This window comes from Brevundimonas faecalis (assembly GCF_040549405.1).
GTDB classification, from domain to species: domain Bacteria; phylum Pseudomonadota; class Alphaproteobacteria; order Caulobacterales; family Caulobacteraceae; genus Brevundimonas; species Brevundimonas faecalis.
Genome location: NZ_JBEPTF010000004.1, coordinates 186,686 through 210,976 on the forward strand (window position 1 = coordinate 186,686; position 24,291 = coordinate 210,976).

A 24,291-nucleotide genomic window follows, 5' to 3' on the forward strand; every position below is an offset into this window, starting at 1 on the left:
GCGCTCAGGATTGCGACGCGGCGGCGAAGGCGGAAACGGCGGACGGAGCGGCCGGAACCCGTTCTTGGGCCAGCTCCATCGGCTGGCCCGGACGGGCCAGGCCGGCGCCCGTCACCCGGGCGACCGGGGCGGAACGCTCCAACTGGACGGCCAGCTCCTGACGACGGCGGGCCGCGTCGACGGCGGCCTTTTCGGCCTCCAGCGGGGTGCAGACGGCCATGACGTAGGACTCGCCCGAACCGAAGACGGCGTCGCCGCGACGGGCGTACTTGTCATAGACCAGCGGCCAGGTGGCGTGGACGGCAGTCAGACCCAGGCCGCCCTTCTTGTCGATGGCCATCATCTCGCCCATGCACATCTTGCCCGGCTCGACGCACATGTTCAGGACGGCGTCGAACAGACCTGCGTCGACCGAGGCGTAGTGGATGACCGGCACCTTCTCGCTGGGCTTCTCCAGCTCCAGATAGGTTTCGCGGTCCAGGCCCTGGCCGGCGGCGCGCACGCCGGCGACCCACTGATCGAAGCCGGCCTGGTCCAGGCCGTGGAAGGCGAAGCGCATGTTGGAGAAGCCGTCGCCGGAATAGTTGGCCGAGAAGCCGACGTATTCGCCCGGGCGGTTGATAACGGCGTGCAGCTTGGTCTCCATGCCCGGCATGGCGTAGATCTGGCCGGCCAGGGCGGGGATGTAGAAGGAGTTCATCACCCCGGTCGAGGTGATGTGGAAGCGGATCGGCCGGTCCACCGGGGCGGCCAGTTCATTGACCGTGGCGACGCCGTATTCCGGGTAGATGAACAGCCACTTCCAGTCCATGGCGACCACGTTGACCTGCAGCGGCTGCACCTCTGCGGCCAGGCCCTTGTCGGCGTGGATGCGGTCCAGCGGGCGATAGGGGTCCAGCAGGTGGGTGCCCGACCAGGTGATGGCGCCCAGGCAGATGATGATCAGCAGGGGCGCGGCCCAGATCACCAGCTCCAGGTGGGTCGAGTGGTCCCAGTCCGGCTCGTAGCGGGCTTTCTTGTTCGATTCCCGGTACTTCCAGGCGAAGAAGACGATCATCGCCATCACCGGCACGACGATGATCAGCATCAGGACGACCGACATGACCAGCAGGTCGCGCTGCTGGGCGGCGATGTCGCCGGCCGGCGACAGGACGACGGCCTCGCACCCCGGCAACAGGGCCAGGAGGGGCAACAGCAGGAGAGGTCGCAGGCGGCGCACGAGGGCTCCTGTCCGGAAATTGGGTGCTGGCTCGGTCATGTTGCGCGGCCCGTAGCGCCGCCGGTCGAGGGACGACATTGGACAATCCGTCCTATCCCCCCCGACGAGGATCGGGAGCAAATGGCGGCCTTCGTCATTCTTACCGTGTCGGCGCGCGTGTCGCGCCCGGGTCCAGGGAACGTCATCGGTCATGAACGCCACCAGCGGCGCGCCTTCTTCAGAGCCCCTCGAGCGGGACGCCAGCCACATCAACGCACGACACGGCAAAATAGACGCGGGCGAAATCGCCATCGGCGTGATCATCGGCCGCACGTCGGAATTCTTCGACTTCTTCGTCTATGCGATCGCCTCGGTCGTGGTCTTCCCGCAGTTGGTCTTCCCCTATGCCGGACCGCTGGGCGGGACCCTGCTGTCCTTCGCCGTCTTCGCCGTGGCCTTCATCGCCCGCCCGCTCGGCACGGCCCTGTTCATCGAGATCGACCGACGCTTCGGACGCGGGACCAAGCTGACCATCGCCCTGTTCCTGCTGGGCCTGTCGACGGTCTGCCTGGGCTTCCTGCCCAGCTACGCCCAGGTCGGCCACTGGGCGGCGGTCATGCTGATCGTCCTGCGCATCGGCCAGGGCGTGGCCCTGGGCGGAGCCTGGGACGGCATGGCCTCCCTGCTGGCCGTCAGCGCGCCTGAGAACCGTCGCGGCTGGTACGCCATGGTCCCGCAGCTGGGCGCGCCCTTCGGCCTGATGGTGGCCAGCGCCCTGTTCGCCTACTTCCTGACCAAGCTGACGGCCGCCGACTTCCTGGACTGGGGTTGGCGCTATCCCTTCTTCGTGGCCTTCGCCATCAACGTGGTGGCCCTGTTCGCCCGCCTGCGCATCGTGGTGACGCCCGCCTTCCAGGCCGCCTTCGAAACGCTTGAGCTGCACCCCACCCCGGTCGGCAAGGCCGTGCGCGAGGAAGGCGGCGGCATCGTCATCGGCGCCTTCGCCCCCCTGGCCAGCTTCGCCATGTTCCACATGGTGACGGTCTTCCCGCTGTCCTGGGTCTTCCTCTACACGGAGGAATCGCCCGCCCGCTTCCTGATGATCGAACTGGTCGGCGCCGTCTTCGGCCTAGCCGCCATCCTGGCCTCGGGCTGGCTGGCCGACCGCTACGGCCGTCGCGCCCTGCTGGCCGTCACGGCCGCCGGCATCGCCGCCTTCTCGGGCTTCGCGCCCCAGATGCTGGACGGCGGACCGGTCGGCGAGCTGGCCTACATGATCCTGGGCTTCGTCCTGCTGGGCCTGTCGTTCGGCCAAGCCTCGGGCGCCATCGCCTCCAGCTTCAGCCTGACCAACCGCTACACCGCCTCGGCCCTGACCTCGGACCTGGCCTGGCTGTTCGGCGCGGGCTTCGCCCCGCTGGCGGCCCTGGCCCTGTCGGGCAAGTTCGGCCTGGTCGCCGGCGGCGGCTATCTGCTGTCGGGCGCGATCTGCACCCTGCTGGCCCTGTGGCTGAATCGTGAACTGGGCCGCGGCCGGGCCGGCGCCAAGACCTGACGCTCCGCCCCCTTCCCTCCGCCTGAAAAGGGCGCGGCCTTCCAGGTCGCGCCCTTTTTCACGCCTGTCGCCGGACATTAAGGTTAGCGATAGTTTACGATAGACGTTCAATCGCCGCTAAGTCTATCTGATCGCCTTACCTTAAGACGCCGCCAGTATCTTACCCTCGACATCAAGGATGACGAGGACGTCATGAGGAAGTTGAAGCTGGCAAAACGCGGCGCGCTTCTGGCCATCGCCGCAGGCGCCATGGTCGCGGCGACGGCGACCGGCGCGTCGGCCGCATCCACGGCCGGGCACTCTTACCGGCTGCGGGCCACCGTGCCCGTCGCCTGCTGGGTGCGCCCGGCGGAAACCGTCATGGCCGAAGCTGGCCGCACGGGCTCCGTCGTCGAGGCGTGCAACAGCCCCGGCGGGTTCACGGTCTCGGCCCACTACCGCCCTCTCTCCGATAAGGAAAAGGCGCGGATGATCTATGGCGACCGCGCCCTGGAGCTGTCCAAGTCCGGCATTCAGGAACTGCGCCATTCCAACATGGCCACCATTCGCAGCGTCGCCTATCGCTTCGACGAGGTGGAACTGGACGAGCCGCTGATCCTGGCCCTGACCATCCAGCCGATCTGATCGGATCGACGCCCTAGACAAGAAACGCCCCGCCGGATCGACCGGCGGGGCGTTTTCCTTCGTCAGTCGCCAGAGGCGTCCTCAGATGGCCGCGATGGTGAAGGTCAGGATGTCGCTATAGTCCCCAGCCCGCTTCCCGGCGGTATCGCCGACGCTGATGGTCAGGGGATAGTCGTCGTTGCGCGCCTGGCTCGACACCACGTCGAAGCTGTAGGGCGCGGTCATGTTGACCGGCCGCGTTCCCAGCTTCAGCCCATAGTCGATGTACCAGGCTGTGCCCGTCTGACGCAGCCGCCCCTGGTTCTGGGATGTGACGGACATCCGATAGCCGCCCGTGCTGTGCACATAGACGCTGGTGTTCAGCGTGCGGACGCCCTGGGTCAACTGGCCCAGATCGATCGTCGGCGTTCCGCCCTGGCGGGTGAACTCGCCCTTCAGGCCGATGATGGCGGCGGGCGCCGCCTCCAGCACCAGGACGATCGGCTCTTCTGCATGCACCTCTCCGTTGGCGGCGCGCAGGGAGATGTAGACGGTCTGGGTGTAGCGCCCATATCCCAGATTGGCGGGCGGATTCACCGCAACCTGGATCTTCGCCACGACCTGCCCTTCCCTGGGGACTTGAAGTTGCGGGCCCGAGTTGATGTTGGACTGACCGGAGGTCGGCGTGATGTTGGCGCCGGACTGCTGGTCGCGCATGCCGTAGGGGACGCGCACCGAAGATCCCGGTGAAGTCAGACCATAGGCTTCGCCGCGAAGCGAGGTGTTGATGCGTCCGTTGCAGGGCGTGCCGCCGCTGTTGCGAAGCGTCAGGTCGAACTCGCGCACAGCCACGTCGTCCTCCAGCGGATTGTAGCGGATGACCCACTGATCCGAGGTGGAATCGATCGTCAGGGCGCATTTGGCCTGCGCCGCCGCCTGTCCGCCGGCGCCCAGGACGCCGAAGAAGAAGAGGGACGCCAGGGCGGCGTTTCTCAGAGCTGCGGAAATCATGCTCGTCTTCCTTCCAGTCATTCTTCAGGCACGTCGATCGGCAGGGTCACAGTCTTCATGTCCAGCAGGCCCTCGTTGTCGGCCGGAACCGTGAACTCAAAGCCTGCAGACGGGCTGGTGAACAGTTCGACGCGATAGGTCTTGCCGGGCTTCAACTTCTGGACCGCGAAACGGCCCACGGAGTTGGTGAAGAACAGTTCGGGTTCGGCGTTCGGCTCGTCCGCCGGACGGACGCGACCGGACAGCAGGGCGGCCGGGCGGCCGCCGTTGCCGACGATCCGGCCCAGGGCCGAGATGAAGGCGTCGCTGCCCACCTGGATGGCGTAGCCGCTCTTGTAGGCCGGGCGCACCCGCAGGATGCCTTCGCCGATGTCGTACCCCAGCGGCGCGTCCAGCACGTCGTAGCGCACCGACTGGTTCACATAGGAGGTCAGAGTATTGGACACCGCCGGCCCCAAGGCGCCGCTGCGCGACACATATTCCCCACGCTCGAAGGACTCGCCGACGATCACCCGGTGATCGTTCAGGGTCCGGTGAGGATAGACGATGGCGAAGCTGTCGTAGATGTTGCGTCCGACCGCCACCTTGCCGCCCGCCGTGGCGATGGAGCTGCCCAGGCGCAGGGTGGTGACCTGCTCGTCCCCGATGCTGCTGAAATCCTGACCGAAGGCGTAGTGCGACAGGCTGGCGTCGAAGCGGTTGCCCACATAGTCCAGCTGTCCAGACACAGAGCCAGGCCCGTCGTCGTAGTTGGACTGGACCGAATAGCCCCAGGATCCGACGCGGTTCTCGGTCGACTGCTGGAAGCGGACGCTGCCGTTGTTGCGGGCGGAACTGTAGCGCGCCTCGCCGCGACGGTCGTAGCGCGGCGACCAGATCAGGGCGAAGGTGAAGCCGAAGCCGTCGCGGTTGATGCCGAAGGTCGACCCGTAGTCCGTATATTCCGCGCCGAACTGCACGCCCCACTGCGGCGTGATGCGATAGGTGGTCGTCGCGCCGACGCTGTAGGAATCATCCATGAAGGCGCTGCGGCTCATCCGATAGGAGGCCGTGAGGTTGGCCAGCCAATCGGCCGAGAACCGGTGCGAATAGGCGCCGGTGAAGATCCAGGAAATCGGATTCTGCGCCGTGGCGTTGCCCAGGCTGGCGTAATCCTCGGACGTGAAATCCGCCACCACGGTCCAACTGTCGAAGGTGTCGCCGCGATCGACCGCATGGTCATAGCTCAGGGCGTAGGCGTAACCCGCGCCGCGATCGCTGTTGCTGGCGGATACGTCGATGCGGGCGCGAGCGCCGTTGCGCAGGATGAACTGGGTCTGGCCGGTCAGGTTCTGGACCTGCTCCGACGCCTGGACGCCGATGCCTATGGCCGGACGGTTCTCGAAAGCCTTGCGCCAATAGCCTGTGAAGGCCAGTTCGCCGTCGCTATAGTCCGGCGAGCCGAACAGACCGGTGTTGGTCACGCCCAGATAGGCGCCGTACTCGTAGTCGCCGGGCTCCAGATCGATGGCGTCCAGATAGGCGCTGTAGGCGACGGTCTCGCGCAGGCCTGACTCGTTCTGGATCTCCAGCTGGATGTCGTTGGAACCGGTTTCCAGCGGCAGGTTGGACAGGTCGTACTGGCCGGGATCAAGCCGGAATTCCCGCACGAAGACGCCGTTGCGCAGGACGCGGACGGTCGAGGCCTCCTGCAGAACCAGTTGTCGCCCGCCGGCCAGGACATTGTTGCGGAAGGCCTCGAACCGCTGACGTTGCCGCGCCACGCCGACGCCGCCCATCTGCACATAGCCTTGCCGTCCCCGGGTCTCGGGGTCCATATCGCCCAGATACCAGCGACGGAATTCCTCCGGCTGGTCATAGACGAAGCGGGCGTAGCGACGATCGACTTCGTAGTCGCCGGAGAACAGGTCTTCACGGCCCTGAACGTCGGCCTCGAACACCAGGTTCTTGTACCGGACCGCGCCGTTCAAATAGACGCTGGGCGTGTTGACGTCCCCGTCCGACTGACGGCGCTGCACCAGCAGGTTGCTGTTCAGATAGGCCGAGAAGTTCTCGGGCGCGCTGCCCGGCTCGTCGGGTCTGCCGCCGCGGAACAGGGATTCCATCGACCGCTTGGTCGGATCGATCCGCAGGACCAGAACCGCCAGCTGATCGGGGTCATACTCCAGCCGGATGCCGGTCTCGTTGATCTCCTCGGGCGCGAAGGAGGAGATTCCCGCCAGCCGCGCCGCCAGTTCCGCCTTCGCCTCCGGCGTCAGAAGCGGGTCGATCAGACGCTTGAAGCCCTCGCTGTCGACGATGAAACGATCGTCCCTGGTCAGGACGACGGGCATTTCGCCCAGCACGCGCCGGTTGAAGTTCAACGGCACCGTCATGGCGATGTCGCGATCATAGGGATTGATGTTCGGGCGCGGCGGCGCAGTCGGCGCGGTCTGATCGGCCGAAGCCGTCTGCGGAGCCGCAGCGGGTGCTGCGGGAGCTTCAGCCGCCTGAGGTTCCTGGCCTGCATCCTGGGCGCGCACGGCGCCGGCCGAGGCCGACACCAGCGCCGCGATCAGTGCGATGCGCGATACCGCCGTTCGCATCTTCCCCTCCCCCTCGCCGTTCATCGTGCGAACCGCAGGCTCACCGGCTTGGCGGGGTCCAGCTCGACCCCCGTCGGCACCTTGAAGGTGCGTCGCGCGCCGCCGGGCGCCAGATAGCCCACGCCCACGGTCTTCGAGACTTCGTCGCTGTTGTATTCGCGGCGGAAGGGCTGGCCCGATTTGTCAGTGCCTTCGAGCACCCAGGTGGCGCCGCTCATCAGCGCATACCGCTTACCGCTGTTGGCGACGACGATCTCGACGCCCGGCTCCGCCGGTGGCGGCGGCGCGGCCTGGCCGCCCGTCAGGGAAGGATCGATTTCCGGCGCCGGCGGCGTCACCATGGCGGGCGTCACCGAGACCACCTCCACCTTGGGCTCCGCGCCGGGAGGCGCCACCACGATCAGGGCCTTCATCGTATAGAGGACCTGGACGGAAACCGCGCCTCCGCCCTCAGCGGCCTTGGCGTCGGTCGCCACAGGCAGTTGCCGCACCCACAGGTAGTAGGCGCGCGACACGTCGATGCTCGGATCGCCGATCCACTGGACGCGGACCACCTGGCGTCCGTTGACCGGCACCAGACCCTGCGGGGGGAAGACCAGGAAGTCGTCGTCGGCCGGCGTCTCGACGATCTTGCCGTCGGCGTCGACGTCCATGCGGGTGATGCGCGTCTCGAACGGCAAGGCCGCCGAGCCGACGTTGCCTACCTCGATCCGCGCCGCCGAGCCGGCGCCGGACGTGGTCAGTTCAGACACCATGGGCGACACGCGCATGGCCCAGGCCGCCGTCATGCACAGCAGGCCCACCAGCATGGCGATCCCGCCAGAGGCGATCCGCGCGCCCCACGAAAAGTGCTTTTTCCGTCGCATCATCGCTGCACGCTTCCCCTTCCAGCCCGTCCCGCCGGACGGTGTCCCTTTTCTGCTCGCCCTAGGGCGTTCATCCAACGGATCGCAAACTTCGCGCCAAGCGCGAAAAGTCTTGCCAACTGTAAAGACCAATGATCACTGAAAAGAAAACGCGCGACGCAGCCTGGGCCGCGCCGCGCGTCATCCGTCGTCGTCTTGTCGCGATTAGAAGGCGGCGATGTTGACGGTCAGGTCGCCTTCATAGTTGCCGGCCAGCAGCGACTTCGAAGGAACCGGGATGTTGACGTTCAGAGCCATGGCCGACTTCCAGGCGCCGTGCTGAGCGCTGACGCTGTTGGAGCCGGAGGCCAGAACCAGCGAGGTCGGCGAAGCGGCGCCGGCCACACCCACAGCGCCGGCCGTGTAGTTGGCGGTCACCGAGAAGGGCAGGTTGGCCTGGAAGACGTTGTTGTCGTAGCCGGCCGAGCTGTTGTTCACCAGGCCCCGGATGTCCGACTTGGACAGGGTCACGGTGTTGGAGGTGTTGCAGCCCGCCAGGTTGCTGTCGATCGTGACGTTGGCCGGAGCGGTCATGTCGAAGGCGGCGGCCGGACCGGTGTTGTCCGAGGCGTAGATGCCGATCGTGCCGAAGTCGATCGTCTGCGAGGTGCTGCTGCCCGAGTAGTAGGCGCAGTCCGTCGTCACCGCACCCTTCAGGGTGAAGGTGGCGCCGTCCTGGTTGGCGGCGGTGCCGTTGTTGCCCTGCGAGCCGCCGAAGGCGTGCCAGGCCGAGATCGGCGAGGCGCCGCTCTGGGCATTGATGCGGTTCGCAAGGGCAGCGATGTCACCAAGGAAGGTGCCGCCCTGGACGTTAACGGCTAGCGCGCCGTTACCGCCGAATTGGCCGCGGTTGATGGTGTCGGCCGAGGCGGCCGAGGCGGTCAGGGCGACGGCGGCGACGCCGGCCAGAAGGGTAGCGATCTTTTTCATAGTGTTTCTCCAAGCGAGGTTCAGATCAATTCGATCGACCGAGATGAAGTAACCCCCTCGATCTGGTGAGGAGTAAACGAAATGTAAAAAAACAAGTCAATGCGTAAAATCGATGTTTTCTCAATAAAATCATTCTTTTCGTGGTAAATTCAGACACGATTTATTCAAATTAAATTAAAAGCCCGCAACCCGATTTTCATCGGATAGCGGGCTTTGCAGATTTTGTGGTTGTGAAATCTATACTCTTGGCTGAAGCGTCACATTCAATGTTTCGGAATACTCTCCAGCCAGGAGGCCCGCGCCCTGGGGTTGCTGCATGCGGAACTCGATCTCGCCGCCGCCCGCCGCCACGGCCTCGCCGCTGGACAGGGTCCGGCGAGCGATGAGGTCGGCGCTCGAATAGCTCGCGCTCATGGTTCCCGCCTGGGGCGCCAGGGTGGGAACGACCACGCGCAGCGTGTAGGGCAGCAGGCCGGCGAACGGCCCCTCGCCGCGCGGCTTGGCGATATGGGCCAGACCGCCGCGCTGGGATTCAAAGGTCAGGTCGAAGGGCAGGTTGCAGCGCAGGCCGAGGTTGGCCTTGACGACCTCGCCGCCCGTCAGTTCGCCCAGATCGAAATCGGCGCCGCCGGTCAGCACGCAGTCCGAAACGATCCGGCCCGTCACCATGACGTCGAAGCCGCTCGTGCTTTCCACGGTTTCCGCATGGGCCGCGCCGGCTGTCGCCAGACAACCCGCCAGCACGGCCGCCGCCGCGCCCTGCGCCCACATTCTGGATGCGCCGAAACTCCAGCCCATCTTCGCCTCCCACCAGCCGCGCTCTGCGGCCGCCCCCTTCACGACGAAGGGGACCCTCGGTCAGCGTTCCAAGACCTGTGCCATCCCGTTTTGGCACATATTTCCGCGAAATCTCCCCGATCCGGCGGCAAGAGGTAAATGAAACGTTAACGCCGGGCTTCTAGGAGCACCGTTCGGTAATGGCAAGAAAATGTTTCATTTCGGGATACCGACGCTTTTACGTCGCTCATCCGCCGCTTTTCGCCCGACGACGCCAGGCGGTCAGCAGATGCTCCGTATAGCCGTTCGGCTGCTCGCGCCCCTTGAAGACCAGGTCGCAGGCGGCGCGCCATGCGGGGCCGTCATAGGCGGGCGCCAGGGGGCGATAGACGGGATCGCCCGCGTTCTGGCGATCGACCACCACGGCCATGCGCTTCATCGCCTCCATGACATCGTCCTCGATCGTCACCCCGTGGCGCAGCCAGTTGGCAAGGTGCTGGCTGGAGATGCGCAGGGTGGCCCGGTCCTCCATCAGGCCGATGTCGTGGATGTCCGGCACCTTGGAGCAGCCGACGCCCTGGTCGATCCAGCGCACGACATAGCCCAGGATGCCCTGGGCGTTATTGTCCAGCTCCTGCCGGATTTCGTCGGCGGAGGGCGCCTCGGTCGCGAAAGGCGGGGTCAGCAGCGGCGACAGGCCGGTCGGCGCGCGCTCCGCGATCTCGGCCTGACGGCTCCAGACGTCGACCTCGTGATAATGCAGGGCGTGCAGGCTTGCCGCCGTCGGCGACGGGACCCAGGCGGTCGAGGCGCCGGCGCGCGGATGACCCGCCTTGGTCGCCAACATCTCGCCCATGCGGTCCGGCGCGGCCCACATGCCCTTGCCGATCTGGGCCCGACCGGCCAGTCCGGCCTTCAGGCCGATGTCGACGTTGCGATCCTCATAGGCCTTGATCCAGCCGGTGTTGCGGATCGCCTCCTTGCGGACCACCGGCCCGCCCTCCATCGCCGAATGGATCTCGTCGCCGGTGCGGTCCAGGAAGCCGGTGTTGATGAAGGCCACGCGCCCCTTGGCCGCCGCGATGCAGTTGGCCAGGTTGACGCTGGTGCGACGCTCCTCGTCCATAATGCCCATCTTGATCGTCAGCGGCGGCAGGCCGACCATCTTCTCGACCGCGCCGAAGACGGCGTCGGCGAAGGCGACCTCCTCCGAGCCGTGCATCTTGGGCCGCACGACATAGATGGAGCCGGCCTGGCTGTTGCGCTGATCCGCCGGGCGCTTCAGGTCGTGCAGGCCGATCAGGCCGATCATGGCGATGTCGATCAGGCTCTCGGGAACCTCGCGCCCCTCCCCGTCCAGAACGGCGTCGGTCGTCAGGTGCAGGCCGACGTTGCGGACCATCAGCAGGCTGCGTCCCTTGAGCGACAGGCTCGATCCGTCCGCCGCCCTATAGACGCGGTCGCCGTTCATCCGCCGCTGCATCGTCCGACCGTCCTTGACGAAGTCGGCCGACAGGTCGCCGCGCATCAGGCCCAGCCAGTTGGAATAGACCAGCCGCTTGTCCTCCGCGTCCACGGCCGCGACGCTGTCCTCGGCGTCGGCGATGACCGACAGGGCCGCCTCGACCATGACGTCGGCCACGCCCGCCGGATCATTGCGGCCGATGCGGTGATCGCGGTCGACGACGATCTCCAGGTGCAGGCCGTTATGACGCAGCAGGACGCCGGAGGGCGCCGACGCTTCGCCCGCATGGCCGACGAAGGCGATCGGATCGGCCAGGCCCGTCGTCCGTCCGCCGGACAGGGCGACAACCAGCCGCCCGCCCTCGACGCGATAACCGACCGCCTCGGCATGACTGCCTTCGGCCAGGCGCGCAGCCTGATCCAGCAGGGCGCGGGCGCGGACGATGACCTTGGCCCCGCGCTCCGGATCATAGCCGCCCCCCCTGGGCGCCTCGCCCAGGGCGTCCGTGCCGTAGAGGGCGTCGTACAGGCTGCCCCAGCGCGCATTGGCGGCGTTCAGCAGATAGCGGGCGTTGGTCAGGGGCACGACCAGTTGCGGCCCGGCCATGCTTGCGATCTCGGGATCGACATCGGCCGTTTCGGCGCGGGCGTCGCTTCGCTCGGGCTCGATGTAGCCGATGTCGCGCAGGAAGGCCTGATAGGCGTCCTGGTCCGGCAGGCCCGGATGGGCGCGATGCCAGTCGTCCAGCCGCGCCTGCAACTGGTCGCGGCGCGCCAGCAACTCGCGGTTCTTCGGCGCATGCTCCGCCAGCAGGGCCTCGACACCCGCCCAGAAGACCTCGGGCGTCACGCCCGTTCCCGGCGCGGCCTCTTCGCGGACGAAGGCGTCCAGTTCGGCGGCGACGCTCAGGCTTCCGTGGCGGACATAGGTCGTGGACATGGCGGGTTCTCCTTCGACCGCGACCCTAGCGATACGGACAACGGCTATCCACGACGAAGATCGGTCATTATCTTTGCATAAATAGCAATGATGAGGCGCCGCCATGCTGGCCGAGTATGAGATCTTCGTCCGCGCCCTGGAGGAAGGCAGCCTGTCGGCCGCCGCCCGGCGACTGGACCTGTCGCCCGCCGTGGCCTCGCGACGCCTGGCGCGGCTGGAGGATCGACTGGGCGTCCGCCTGATCGAGCGGACCTCGCGGCGGATGGCCCCGACCGAGGCGGGGCGGCTGGTCTATGACCGGGCGGCGCAGCTTCTGGACGGTGTCGAGGACCTGGAAGCCCTAGTATCGCGCCGCACGACCCAGGCGCGCGGCCTGCTGCGCGTCTCGGCCCCGACGTCGTTCGGGCGACGACGGCTGGCGCCCCTGCTGAAGCCCTTCCTCGACGCCAATCCCCGGCTGACCCTGGAACTGAACCTGACCGACGCCTTCGTCGACCTGATGGCCGAGGACGTGGACGTAGCGGTGCGTATCGGCAGCTATGAGGCCGGCGATCCCGCCATGCGCCGCCTGGCTCCCAACCGGCGCGTCCTGTGCGCCGCCCCCGCCTATCTGGCCGAACACGGCGCGCCGTGCACCCTGGAGGAGTTGCGGGGCCACGCCCAGTTGGCGGCCGAGAACCAGTCCGCATGGCGGCTGGAAGGTCCCGACGGCCCTGTCGTTTTCCGCGCCCGTAGCCGGGTGCGGACCAATTCGTCGGAGGTGGCGCGCGAACTGGTCCTCGCCGGCGCCGGGATCGCGCTTCGCTCCACCTGGGACGTGGGAGACGAACTTCGCGACGGGCGGCTGCAGACCGTCCTGCCGCAGTACGCCGGCGCCTCGGACATCGCCGTCTTCGCCCTGACGGCGGGCCGGGCGCGGTCCGAGAACCGCGTCCGCGCCTTCATCGACTTCCTGGCCGGCCTCTACGGAGATGTGCCAGAATGGGACAGATAAGCTCCACAGGCCCGAAAGGCTGGCGCGACGACTCCGCAGACCTTAGAGACGGCGAATGACCGCACCCTCGCCGCCGACCGAGAAAACCCGCGCCTGGGTTTGCGCGCCGGGGGTGTTGAAAGTCCCATTCCTGGCGACCTTTCTGCCCGACTACGATCTGTCGCCCCTTCCGGGCGTGCGCACCGAGGCCGTCATCGGCTGGGGCATGAAGCCGACGGCGGCGACGGGACGGCGCTGGGCCGAGAAGAGCGGCAAACCCTATGTCGCTCTGGAAGACGGCTTCCTGCGCTCGGTCGGCCTGGGCGAAAGCGGAGCGACCAGCCTCAGCCTGATCATCGACGATCTGGGCGTCTATTACGACGCGACCCGGCCCAGTCGGTTGGAGCAGCTGATCCAGACCGCGCCCGACTGGTGCGATGACGCCATGAAGACCCGCGCGCGCGGCCTGATCGAGCGTATCGCCGCTTCCGGCGTGTCCAAGACCAATATGGGCGAACCGCTGGACGCCGCCCTGCTGAAACCCGGCCGCCGCGTGCTGATCGTGGACCAGACCTTCGGCGACGCCTCCATCGGCTATGGACTGGCCACCGAACAGAGCTTCTCGGACATGCTCGCGACCGCCCGGCGCGACGAGCCGGACGCCCAGCTGATCGTCAAGCGCCACCCGGCCGTGGCGGCGGGGCGCAAGCAGGGCTGCATCCCGGCCAGCGAACTGGACGGCGTCACCCTGATCGACAGCGATGTGCGGCCCGCCGACCTGCTGGCGGCGGTGGATGCGGTCTATGTCGTGACCTCGGCCCTTGGTTTCGAGGCCCTGTTGCGCGACCTACCCGTGCGCTGCTTCGGCGCGCCCTTCTATTCGGGCTGGGGCCTGACGACGGATGCGGTAGTGACCGGGCGACGCGGCGAGGCGCGCGATCTAGAGCAGGTCGCAGCGGCGGCCCTGATCGCCTACACCCGCTATGTCGATCCGGTGACGGGCCAACGGTGCGAGGCCGAACAGGCGCTGGAGCGGCTGATCGCACTGCGCGACCGGGCTGACCGGCTGGCAGGCGACTGGGCCGCCGTCGGCTTCGCCCCGGCCAAGCGGCCGCCGGTGCGCCGCCTGCTGAACAGCCCCAAGGGCCGCGTCCGCTATTTCTGGCGCTCGTCCGCCGCCGTCGCCCATGCGCGAGCCACGGGCGGAAAGCTGATCTGGTGGGCCGGCAAGGAGACCCTGCAGATCCGCGCCGCCGCCGACGCCTTCGAGGGGCCGGTCGTGCGCATGGAGGACGGCTTCATCCGCTCCCGCGGCCTGGGCTCCGACTTCTTCGGCGCCCTGTCCGTCGCCCTGGACGACCAGGGCGTCTACTACGACCCGACCCGGCCCAGCCGCCTGGAAAGCCTGATCGAGGCAGGCGAGCCGTCGCCGGATCAGGCGGCGCGGGCCGAAGCCCTGCGCGCTCGCGTGGTCGAGGCGGGCCTGTCGAAATACAACCTGAAGGGCGCGGGCGTTCCGGCGCACTGGCCCAAGGACAGGCCGATCCTGCTGGTCGTGGGTCAGGTCGAGAACGACCGCTCGATCATGATGGGCTGCGGGCCGGACCTGCGCACCAACTCGGGCCTGGTGAAGGCCGCACGGGCGGATCATCCCGACGCCTTCCTGATCTATCGCAACCACCCGGACGTGACGGCGGGCAACCGCCCCGGCCTGCTGGACCATGCGGCGATGGAGGAGGTCGACGCCTCGGCCGACGACCTGGACATCGTCGACTGCCTGAACACCTGCGACCGGCTGGCGACCCTGACCTCCCTGACCGGGTTCGAGGCCCTGATGCGGGGCAAGCCGGTCAGCGTCTACGGCCGCCCCTTCTATGCGGGCTGGGGCCTGACAGACGATCGGCTGAGCTTCGAGCGCCGCACCCGTCGCGCCAGCCTGCAGAGCGTCATCCACGCCGCCCTGATCGGCTATCCGGTCTATGTCACGCCGGGCGGCTGGCCGTGCGAGGCCGAGGACCTGGTCGAGGCCCTGATCGCCGCGCGCGACCACCCCCTGCCCGCCCCGCCGCGCGGCCGGATCAACAGATGGTGGAGAGGCATAAAGGCCAGCCTCGACCGGAGCCTTCCACCGGCCTATTGAGGGGGTTCGTCATCGCAACGGACTCGTCCGTTCGCCCGACGCCCGAACTTCGCCGCGAGGCGCCGACATAAGACTTGTCGAGCGCCGGGAACCTGATGTTCCCTCACGCAGCGAGGCGCCGCGCGCCGAGCGTCAGGGAACTACACAGTGAAAAAAGCCGTCATCTCCGCCACCGGTCTGTTCACGCCGGAGCAGTCGATCTCGAACGCCGAACTGGTCGCCGCCTACAACGCCTGGGCGGAAGGCTGGAACACCGAGAACGCCGAGGCCATCGCCGCCGGAGAACTGGAAGCCAAGACGCCGTCGTCGGAGGCCTTCATCGAAAAGGCCTCGGGCATCAAGGCGCGCTACGTCATGGACAAGTCGGGCATCCTCGACCCCGAGCGGATGCTGCCCAATCTGCCCGCGCGCGGCGACGACGAATTGTCGATCCTGGCCGAGATGGCCGTGAAGGCGGCTGAGGACGCCATCAAGGCCTGGGGCAAGCCGGTCAGCGAGATCGGCGCCGTCATCTGCGCCGCGTCAAACATGCAGCGCCCCTACCCCGCCATGGCCATCGAGGTGCAGCAGGCCCTGGGGATCGAGGGCTTCGCCTTCGACATGAACGTGGCGTGCAGCTCGGCCACCTTCGGCGTCAAGACGGCGGCGGACTTCGTGGCCTCGGGCTCGGTCAAGGCCGTGCTGATGGTGAACCCCGAAATCTGTTCCGCCCACCTGAACTTCAAGGACCGCGACAGCCACTTCATCTTCGGCGACGTGGCCACCGCCGTCATCATCGAGGCCGAGGATCAGGCCGGACCGAGCGGCTGGGACATTGTCGGCACGAAGCTGAAGACCAGCTTCTCGAACAACATCCGCAACAATTTCGGCTTCCTGAACCGCGCCGCCCTGCCCACCGACGCGCACGAGCCCGTGTCGTCAGACGGCCTGACCGACAAGATGTTCGTCCAGCAGGGCCGCAAGGTCTTCAAGGAAGTGGTGCCCATGGTCTCGGAGATGATCCTGGACCACGCCGCCGAACTGGACCTGGACCCGCAAGGCCTGAAGCGCCTGTGGCTGCACCAGGCCAACATCAACATGAACCAGCTGATCGGCAAGAAGGTGCTGGGCCGCGAGCCGGAGCCGAGCGAGAACGTCATCATCCTGGACGACTACGCCAACACCTCCTCGGCCGGGTCGATCATCGCCTTCCACCTGCACCACGACGGCTTCGCGCCGGGCGAAACGGGCCTGATCTGCAGCTTCGGCGCAGGCTATTCGGCGGGCACGGTCTTCGTCAGAAAACGCGGCTGACCGAGGGTTTCTGGAATCATTATTTCCAGCGGCGCTTGCACTGTTCGTATAATTTTGCAATCGGTTACGCGTGTCGTGAAACAGGGGGTGTGGCCCGCATGACTCAGTCAGCGTCACCTTGGGTGGAAAAACTGGACGATCCGTTGGCCTGTGATGTGGCGACGGTGCTTCAGCATATGGGCGGTTCGGCCCATCAGGACATCGTGATTAATTGCGTCGCAGCGTTGAAACGCCAACGCGGCGAATCCGTCGCCCAGGACCTGAAGGCCAAGATCATCGAGGTCTTCGAACGCTATCGCGACTTCTTCATCCGCCCCTTCGGCGAAGGCTCACTGCGCTGGGCCCTGGCGCCCGACGTGGCCTGACCGCTCAGGCCTCTTCCAATCGGCCAACGAAAAGGCCCGCTCCTTTCGGAGCGGGCCTTCGTCGTTTCAATAGCTGACGATCTTAGAAACGACGGATGTAGCTGACCGAATAGGCGTCGGCTTCGCCCGCGTTGTCGCGGTAGTCACGACGGGTCCAGTCGGCGCGCAGACCGTTGACGCCGTCCAGGTAGTAGTTGGCGCCCACGCCGTAGTTCCAGCTGTCGCCGCCCAGGTCGGCCTTGGCGCCGTCGACGTTCCGCTTCAGCTCGGTGTGGCCGTAGCCGCCGCGTGCGAACAACTCCAGCTTGTCGCCGATCGGGTACTTGCCGACGACGTAACCGGCGGCGTCCCACTCCTGCTTGATGTTGCCTTCAACGCCGTTGATCGTGACGTCGTCCTTCTTGACCCCGACCGAAGCCTCGGTCTCGACGGCCAGGAAGCGGTTCAGGTTGACGCCCAGACGGCCCGTCACGGCGCCGGTCGAAGCGGCGTCGCCATCAACGTGGGTATAGCCCAGCGAGCCATAGCCGCGCGGCTCAGGATTCGATTGAGCAAACACAGGCGTCGCAAGAACAGAGACGGCAGCAGCGGCGAGAATAAGATTACGCATTTTTCATACTCCTAGATGCGGTGACTTCTTTTGTTCACCGGCCCCATCCAGCAGCCTCTAAATGGTAAGACCCATCTTCTCGTTCCATACCGAAAACGACAGCACCTATGACGTGTGAGAACTAAGGCACACACGTCGTTCTGCTAATATTGTCAGGTTATGGACATGAAAAAGGCGACCCTGCAGGATCGCCTTCTCATTCCTGTCTTTCAGGCCGCCTTTTAGCCTGAAGCGATTTCGCCCTAGCGGTCCTTTTCGCGCTCCACGCCGGAGCGGGCCGACAGCGCCGCCTGGGCGGCGGCCAGACGGGCGATCGGCACCCGGTAGGGCGAGCAGGAGACGTAGTCCAGGCCGACCTCTTCGCAGAAGGCGATGGAGGACGGATCGCCGCCGTGCTCGCCGCAGATGCCCATCTTCATGCCAGGCTTGACCGTGCGGCCCCGCTCCTCGGCGATGCGGATCAGGTCGCCCACCCCGTTCTGGTCCAGACGGACGAAGGGGTCGTTCTCGAAGATGCCCTTGTCCAGATAGGCCTGCAGGAAGCGGCCGGAATCGTCGCGACTGATGCCGAAGGTCGTCTGGGTCAGGTCATTGGTACCGAAGCTGAAGAACTCGGCGTGCTCGGCCAGGTCGGCGGCGCGCAGGGCGGCGCGCGGCAGTTCGACCATGGTGCCGACCAGGTATTCGACGCGATCGCCCGCTTCGCCGAACACGGCCTCGGCCGTGCGGTCGGTCAGGTCGCGCAGGTACTTCATCTCCAGACCCAGGGCGACCAGCGGGTGCATGATCTCCGGGATCGGGGCCACGCCCGACGCCGCCTTCACCTCCAGCGCCGCCTCCAGGATGGCGCGGACCTGCATCTCGTAGATTTCCGGATAGGCCACGCCCAGGCGGCAGCCGCGGTGGCCGAGCATGGGGTTGGTCTCATGCAGTTCGCGGGCGCGGCGCTTCAGCTTCTCGGCGTCCAGGCCCGAACCGGCGGCCAGGGCGTCGATGTCGGCGTCCGAATGGGGGATGAACTCGTGCAGCGGCGGGTCCAGCAGACGGACCGTGACCGGCAGGCCGCTCATGATGGTGAACAGCTCGACGAAGTCCGACTTCTGGAACGGGGCGATCTTGGCCAGGGCGGCGCGGCGGCCTTGCTCGTCGTCGGCCAGGATCATCTCGCGCACGGCGGCGATCCGGGTGTCGTCGAAGAACATGTGCTCGGTGCGGCACAGGCCGATGCCCTCGGCGCCGAAGCCGCGCGCGGTGCGGGCGTCCAGCGGCGTCTCGGCGTTGGCGCGGACCTTCAGGCGGCGCACCTCGTCGGCCCAGGCCATCAGGGTCTGGAAGTCGCCGGTCAGTTCCGGCTCGATCATGGCCACGGCGCCGTCCAGGACCTCGCCCTTGCCGCCGTCGATGGTGATGACCTCGCCCGCCTTGAAGACACGGCCGCGCGCGATGAAGGTTCCGGCCTTCTCATTGATCGAGATTTCACCGGCGCCGGAGACGCAGGGGCGCCCCATGCCGCGCGCCACGACGGCCGCGTGGCTGGTCATGCCGCCGCGCGCTGTGACGATGCCGCGCGCCGCGTGCATGCCGTGGATGTCCTCGGGGCTAGTTTCCTCGCGGACCAGGATGACGGCGTCGCCCTGCTGGCCCAGGCGCTCGGCCTCGTCGGCGTCGAACACCACCTTGCCCGTCGCCGCGCCCGGCGAGGCGGGCAGGCCGGCGGCCACCACGGTGCGGGCGGCGTTCGGGTCCAGGGTCGGGTGCAGCAACTGGTCGAGGGCGGCCGGCTCGACCCGCGACACGGCTTCGTCGTGGGAGATGACGCCCTCGTGCGCCAGATCCACGGCGATCTTCAACGCCGACTTGGCCGTACGCTTGCCGTTGCGGGTCTGCAGCATCCACAGACGGCCCTGCTCGACCGTGAACTCGATGTCCTGCATGTCGCGATAGTGGCCTTCCAGCCGCCCGGTCACGTCCACGAACTGGGAGAAGACCGTCGGCATGGCCTCTTCCATCGACAGGGCCGTTTCGCCCATCTCCTCGCGTCCGGCCCTGGTCAGGGACTGCGGCGTGCGGATGCCCGCCACCACGTCCTCGCCCTGGGCGTTGATCAGGAACTCGCCGTACAGCTTGTTCTCGCCGGTCGAGGGATTGCGGGTGAAGGCCACGCCCGTCGCCGAGGTCTCGCCCATATTGCCGAAGACCATCGACTGAACGTTGACGGCCGTGCCCCAGCTTTCGGGAATGTCGTGCATGCGGCGATAGAATTTCGCCCGGTCGTTCATCCAGCTTTCGAAGACGGCGCCGACCGCACCCCACAGCTGGTCCTTCGGGTCCTGCGGGAAGGGCTTGCCCAGTTCCTGCTCGACCAGGGCCTTGTAGTCCGCGACCACCTTCTCCCAGTTCTCGGCCGTCAGATCGGTGTCGATGACGACGCCCAGGCGGTCCTTGTGATCGTCCAGGATTTCCTCGAACTGATCATGGCCGATGCCCAGGACCACGTTGGAATACATGGTGATGAAGCGGCGATAGGAATCGAAGGCGAAGCGGCGGTCGCCCGACAGGGCGGCCAGACCCTCGACCGTCTGGTCGTTCAGGCCCAGGTTCAGGACCGTGTCCATCATGCCCGGCATGGAGGCGCGGGCGCCCGAGCGCACCGAGACCAGCAGGGGATTGGCGGCGTCGCCGAAGGTCTTGCCCACCACGCCCTCGACCTGGGCCAGGGCCGCCTGGACCTGAGTCTCCAGGTCGGCGGGATAGGTCTCTCCGTTGGCGTAGTACCAGGTGCAGACCTCGGTGGTGATGGTGAAGCCTGGCGGCACCGGCAGGCCGAGGGAAGACATCTCGGCCAGGTTCGCGCCCTTGCCGCCGAGAAGATTCTTCATCGACGCGTCACCGTCGGCGGAGCCTCCGCCGAAACCATACACCCACTTGGTCATCTTGCCGTCCCTGAGCCGTGGTCTGTGGCGGGATTTGGTGAGTCCCGCTTACGGGGGACTTCACTAGCGCGCTGCACCTGCGAAGGCGAGGCCGAGAGCGTAACAATCCGTGGGAGGATGTATCGAAGACGCCTCTCCCTCCCCGTTCGGGGAGGGTGGTCGCGCAGCGACCGGGTGGGGAAGGCGTGGCGGTACAGGCGCGGCGCTTGAATAACCGAAGCGCCCCACCCGTCTGGCGCTGCGCGCCAGCCACCCTCCCCAGAAGGGGAGGGAGAAGGCGGCGCCTAGGCCTTCGGCGGCTTGAGCCGCCTAGCCCGCGATCTGGCCGAAGTCGGCGACGCGGTTCATCACGCCGCGCACCTGGCCCAGCAGCTTCAGGCGGTTCTCCCGCTCCTCGGCCACGTCGGAGTTGACCATGACGGCGGTGAAGAAGGCGTCCACCGGCGCGCGCAGAGCGGCCAGGGCCGTCATGGCGGCGGCGAAGTTCTCGGCCTCCAGGGCGGCGTCCACGGCGGAAGCGGCGGCAGCGGCGGCATGGGCCAGGGCGACCTCCTCCGTCGGCTGGCCCGCCAGACCGGTCTGAACCATGCCCTCCGGCAAGGGCCCCTTCTTCTCCTCGGCCTTGAGGATGTTCGAGGCCCGCTTGTAGCCCGCCAGCAGGTTGGCCCCGTCGTCCGTGGCGAGGAAGGCGGCCAACGCCTCCACCCGACGCACGATCCGCACCAGATCGTCGTCGCCCAGAGCGAAGACGGCGGCCACGAGGTCGTGACGCTGGCCCTGATCGCGCAGGAGGACGGTCAGGCGATCGCCGAAGAAGGAGGTGAGGTCTGCCGCAAACGCGTCTGGCGTCGGCACGGGCGAATAGGTCCAACCGCGACCGTCTTCGTTCCCTGCGCCTAGCGAAGCGGGATTCGCAAGCACGAGAACACCTTCGGCCGCCTTGGCCACAACAGCCTCCCGGCCTTGATACACGTCACCAGGCATGAAGTCGGTGAATGCCTCGGACCCATTGTACGGATAGCGCGCGAGGTGCTTCCGTCCAGCTTGGTCAAGAATAGAGGTGAAGCCAAACTGCGCCAAAGACGACAGACTCAGCCGCACCCCATTCTCCAACACCAACCGGATCACGCCCAGCGCCGCGCGGCGCAGCGCATAGGGGTCTTTCGAGCCCGTGGGCTTTTCGTCGATGGTGAAGAAGCCGACCAAGGTGTCCAGTTTCTCGGCCAGGGCGACGGCGATCGTGACCGGGGCGGTCGGGACGGTGTCGCCCGGACCTTGCGGCTTGTAGTGGTCGCGCACGGCGTCGGCCACGGCGTCGGGATAGCCCGCCAGACGGGCGTAGTAGCCGCCCATGATCCCCTGCAGTTCGGGGAACTCGCTGACCATGCCCGAAGCCAGATCGGCCTTGGACAGGCGCGCGGCCTGCTCGGCCTGCGCCGGGTCGGCGCCGACCAGGGGGGCGATCTCGCGCGCCAGGGCGGCGATGCGGTCGACGCGCTCGGCCAGGGTGCCCAGCTTGGCGTGGAAGGTGACGTCCTTCAGCTTGGCGTTCCAGGCGTCGAAGCCGACCTTCTGGTCCTCGGTCCAGAAGAACTCCGCGTCGCTCAGGCGAGCAGACAGGACCTTGGCGTTACCGGCGGCCAGGGCCTTGCCGCCGTCGGTCGCCTCGACATTGGCCACGACGACGAAGTGCGGGGCCAGGCCGTCCTTGCCCGGCTCGCGCACGGCGAAATACTTCTGGTGCACCTTCATCGACAGGCGGACCACTTCGGGCGGCAGGGACAGGAACTGCGGGTCCATGTCGCCCAGGATCGGCGTCGGCCATTCGGCCAGGCCGGCGACCTCGTCCAGCAGACCGTCGTCATCGACCAGGGCCAGGCCCTTGGCCGCGCAGACGGCCTTGGCGGCTTCCAGGATGCGCAGCTTGCGGTCGGCCACGTCCAGCAGGACGTAGTCCTTTTCCAGCTTGGCGCGATAGTCGGCGAAGTCCTTGACCGCGAACGGCTTGCCGCTGCCGAGGAAGCGATGGCCCTCGGTCACATCGCCGGACTGGACGCCGTCCACCTCGAACGGAACGACCGCCCCGTCGAACAGGGCGATGATGCGCTTGATCGGGCGCACCCAGCGCAGCGTGCCCGTGCCCCAGCGCATCGACTTGGGCCAGGGGAAGCTGCGGATGATCTGATCAACGCTTTCAGCCACGACCTCGGTCGTCGCGCGGCCCTGACTGCTGATCTCGGCGAACCAGATCCCGTCGCGTTCGACCAACTGGTCTTGCGTCAGGCCGGTCTTGCGCAGGAAGCCTTCCAGAGCCTGGGCCGGGGCCGAGGTCTTGGGCCCCTTCAGCTCTTCATTGCGGTCGGGCGTGGCGACGGGCAGGCCGTCGATCACCAGGGTCAGGCGGCGAGGCCCGGCGAAGACGTTCAACCCGTCCCAGGCCAAGCCGGCGGCCTTCAGACGATCGGAAGTCATGCGTTCCAGGTCGCGCGCGGCGCCCTGCTGCATGCGGGCGGGGATTTCTTCGGAGAAGATTTCGAGGAGAAGCTGGGGCATCAGTTTTCGTCCCGCACCCATTGATCACGGGCGCGCCAGAGGGCCCTTCCTCCTTGATGGGGGAAGGGTTGGGATGGGGGTGACAGCACGGCCGAACGGATCGCATCGACCACGTCCGGCAGGCCGCCTGTCACCTGTTTGGTGGAAAAGCGGATCACGCGAAAGCCCTGGCTTTCCAGCCAGGCGGTGCGTTCGGCGTCATAGGCGACGGCTTCAAGTTCTTCGTGCAACGGCCCGTCGATTTCCACGATCAGACGGCTGTCATGATGAACGAAGTCCGCGATGTAGCGGCCGATCGGCGCCTGACGACGGATGTTCAGTTTCAGGCGTCGCAATTCGTCCCAGAGAATGCGCTCGGGGAAGGTCATGTCGCGCCGCAGGCGCCGAGCGCGGCCGACGGCGCCGTTCAGATGACGAGGGCGCAGGCGGACGGGGGGGACACCCCCATCCCCGGCCCTTCCCCCATCAAGGGGGAAGGGAGCCTGCGCCTGATCGTCAACCGTCATGCGGACTGGCGTTCGTGTTCGACCTGAGCCAGAGCGCAGGCTTTGCACAGGTCGCGGATGCGGCCGATGTAGCTCTGGCGTTCGGCGACGGCGATGGCGCCGCGGGCGTCCATCAGGTTGAACAGGTGCGAGGCCTTCAGCACCTGGTCATAGGCGGGCAGGACTAGCGGCTGGCCCTGCGGCCCCTTCAGGGTCAGGAAGTGGGCGGCTTCGCGCTCCATGTCCTCGAAGCGGCGCTTCAGCGCGGCGACATCATAGCCGTGGAAGTTGGCCTCGGACTGCTGACGCTCGTTCTCCAGGAAGACCTCGCCATAGGTCAGCGCCTTTTCCCCGTTCTTGGCCTTGTTGAACTTCAGGTCATAGACGTTGTCGACGCCCTGGACATACATGGCCAGACGCTCCAGCCCGTAGGTCAGTTCGCCCGAGACCACGTCGACCTCAATGCCGCCGACGCCCTGGAAATACGTGAACTGCGTCACCTCCATGCCGTCGCACCAGACCTCCCAGCCCAGGCCCCAGGCGCCGACGGTCGGGTTTTCCCAGTCGTCCTCGACGAAGCGAATGTCGTGCAGCTTGGGGTCGATGCCGATGGCGGCCAGGGAGCCCAAATAGAGCTCCTGCAGGTTGTCCGGGTTCGGCTTCAGGATGACCTGATACTGGTAGTAGTGCTGCAGCCGGTTGGGGTTCTCGCCATAGCGGCCGTCGCCGGGACGACGAGAAGGCTGGACGTAGGCGGCCTTCCACGGCTTGGGGCCCAGCGCGCGCAGCACCGTCGCCGGATGCAGGGTGCCGGCGCCGACCTCGATGTCATAGGGCTGCAGGATGGCGCAGCCCTGCTCGCTCCAATAGTGGTGCAGGGTCAGGATCAGGTCCTGAAAGGATAGGGGCTCGGTCGTCACGGCGGCTCGTTTTCGCAGCGCAAAATTTGAGCGCGGACCCTAGGGCGGGCG

General features: G+C 66.9%; 18 protein-coding genes. 6 read left to right on the forward strand and 12 right to left on the reverse strand.

Annotated features, from left to right (window positions below; translation table 11 throughout):
* Positions 1 to 4 precede the first annotated feature (4 nt).
* Positions 5 to 1,219: a ubiquinol oxidase subunit II gene (gene cyoA, locus ABIE19_RS14205; protein ID WP_354089866.1), complete on the reverse strand. Its 1,215-nt coding sequence runs from the start codon at positions 1,217 to 1,219 to the stop codon at positions 5 to 7.
* 190 nt (positions 1,220 to 1,409) lie between these two features.
* Between cyoA and ABIE19_RS14210 the strand changes: the two genes are divergently transcribed.
* Complete coding sequence (locus ABIE19_RS14210) at positions 1,410 to 2,753, forward strand: MFS transporter (protein ID WP_354089867.1); 1,344 nt, start codon at positions 1,410 to 1,412, stop codon at positions 2,751 to 2,753.
* Between the two features lie 192 nt (positions 2,754 to 2,945).
* The gene (locus ABIE19_RS14215; RefSeq protein WP_354089868.1) at positions 2,946 to 3,377 is read left to right on the forward strand and encodes a hypothetical protein; all 432 of its coding nucleotides are present in this window, start codon (positions 2,946 to 2,948) and stop codon (positions 3,375 to 3,377) included.
* Between the two features lie 81 nt (positions 3,378 to 3,458).
* On the opposite strand, the gene ABIE19_RS14220 is transcribed toward ABIE19_RS14215, so the two are convergent.
* The 6 genes from ABIE19_RS14220 to ABIE19_RS14245 form a co-directional block, all read right to left on the reverse strand.
* Positions 3,459 to 4,367, reverse strand: a complete 909-nt coding sequence (locus ABIE19_RS14220) for a hypothetical protein (RefSeq protein ID WP_354089869.1) — start codon at positions 4,365 to 4,367, stop codon at positions 3,459 to 3,461.
* A gap of 17 nt (positions 4,368 to 4,384) precedes the next feature.
* On the reverse strand, positions 4,385 to 6,952 hold the full coding sequence (locus ABIE19_RS14225; protein WP_354089870.1) for a fimbria/pilus outer membrane usher protein: 2,568 nt from the start codon (positions 6,950 to 6,952) through the stop codon (positions 4,385 to 4,387).
* A gap of 20 nt (positions 6,953 to 6,972) precedes the next feature.
* On the reverse strand, positions 6,973 to 7,821 hold the full coding sequence (locus ABIE19_RS14230) for a fimbrial biogenesis chaperone (protein WP_354089871.1): 849 nt from the start codon (positions 7,819 to 7,821) through the stop codon (positions 6,973 to 6,975).
* A gap of 201 nt (positions 7,822 to 8,022) precedes the next feature.
* Positions 8,023 to 8,787: a hypothetical protein gene (locus ABIE19_RS14235; RefSeq protein WP_354089872.1), complete on the reverse strand. Its 765-nt coding sequence runs from the start codon at positions 8,785 to 8,787 to the stop codon at positions 8,023 to 8,025.
* Between the two features lie 237 nt (positions 8,788 to 9,024).
* The gene (locus tag ABIE19_RS14240; RefSeq protein WP_354089873.1) at positions 9,025 to 9,585 is read right to left on the reverse strand and encodes a hypothetical protein; all 561 of its coding nucleotides are present in this window, start codon (positions 9,583 to 9,585) and stop codon (positions 9,025 to 9,027) included.
* Between the two features lie 226 nt (positions 9,586 to 9,811).
* On the reverse strand, positions 9,812 to 11,968 hold the full coding sequence (locus ABIE19_RS14245; protein WP_354089874.1) for a malate synthase G: 2,157 nt from the start codon (positions 11,966 to 11,968) through the stop codon (positions 9,812 to 9,814).
* A 103-nt stretch (positions 11,969 to 12,071) separates the two neighbouring features.
* On the opposite strand from ABIE19_RS14245, the gene ABIE19_RS14250 reads away from it, so the two are divergent.
* From ABIE19_RS14250 to ABIE19_RS14265, 4 genes are all read left to right on the forward strand, one after another.
* Positions 12,072 to 12,962 carry a LysR family transcriptional regulator gene (locus ABIE19_RS14250; RefSeq protein WP_354089875.1) on the forward strand — a complete coding sequence of 297 codons (891 nt, stop codon included), beginning with the start codon at positions 12,072 to 12,074 and terminating at the stop codon, positions 12,960 to 12,962.
* Between the two features lie 55 nt (positions 12,963 to 13,017).
* A complete protein-coding gene (locus tag ABIE19_RS14255) occupies positions 13,018 to 15,081 on the forward strand; it encodes a capsule polysaccharide biogenesis protein (RefSeq protein ID WP_354089876.1) in 2,064 nt (687 codons plus the stop codon).
* Positions 15,082 to 15,228: 147 nt separating this feature from the next.
* A complete protein-coding gene (locus ABIE19_RS14260) occupies positions 15,229 to 16,374 on the forward strand; it encodes a beta-ketoacyl-ACP synthase III (RefSeq protein ID WP_354089877.1) in 1,146 nt (381 codons plus the stop codon).
* A gap of 98 nt (positions 16,375 to 16,472) precedes the next feature.
* Positions 16,473 to 16,739: a hypothetical protein gene (locus tag ABIE19_RS14265; RefSeq protein WP_354089878.1), complete on the forward strand. Its 267-nt coding sequence runs from the start codon at positions 16,473 to 16,475 to the stop codon at positions 16,737 to 16,739.
* Between the two features lie 82 nt (positions 16,740 to 16,821).
* On the opposite strand, the gene ABIE19_RS14270 is transcribed toward ABIE19_RS14265, so the two are convergent.
* The 5 genes from ABIE19_RS14270 to ABIE19_RS14290 form a co-directional block, all read right to left on the reverse strand.
* On the reverse strand, positions 16,822 to 17,349 hold the full coding sequence (locus tag ABIE19_RS14270) for a porin family protein (protein ID WP_354089879.1): 528 nt from the start codon (positions 17,347 to 17,349) through the stop codon (positions 16,822 to 16,824).
* Positions 17,350 to 17,591: 242 nt separating this feature from the next.
* Entirely contained in the window at positions 17,592 to 20,282 is a 2,691-nt protein-coding gene (ppdK, locus tag ABIE19_RS14275; RefSeq protein ID WP_354089880.1) for a pyruvate, phosphate dikinase, read from the reverse strand.
* Positions 20,283 to 20,591: 309 nt separating this feature from the next.
* Positions 20,592 to 22,835, reverse strand: coding sequence for a glycine--tRNA ligase subunit beta (gene glyS, locus ABIE19_RS14280; protein ID WP_354089881.1), 2,244 nt, complete (start codon positions 22,833 to 22,835; stop codon positions 20,592 to 20,594).
* Positions 22,835 to 23,341: an endonuclease domain-containing protein gene (locus ABIE19_RS14285; protein ID WP_354089883.1), complete on the reverse strand. Its 507-nt coding sequence runs from the start codon at positions 23,339 to 23,341 to the stop codon at positions 22,835 to 22,837. The genes glyS and ABIE19_RS14285 overlap by 1 nt, the downstream gene beginning before the upstream one ends.
* On the reverse strand, positions 23,338 to 24,240 hold the full coding sequence (locus tag ABIE19_RS14290) for a glycine--tRNA ligase subunit alpha (protein WP_354089885.1): 903 nt from the start codon (positions 24,238 to 24,240) through the stop codon (positions 23,338 to 23,340). The genes ABIE19_RS14285 and ABIE19_RS14290 overlap by 4 nt, the downstream gene beginning before the upstream one ends.
* Between the last annotated feature and the right edge of the window lie 51 nt (positions 24,241 to 24,291).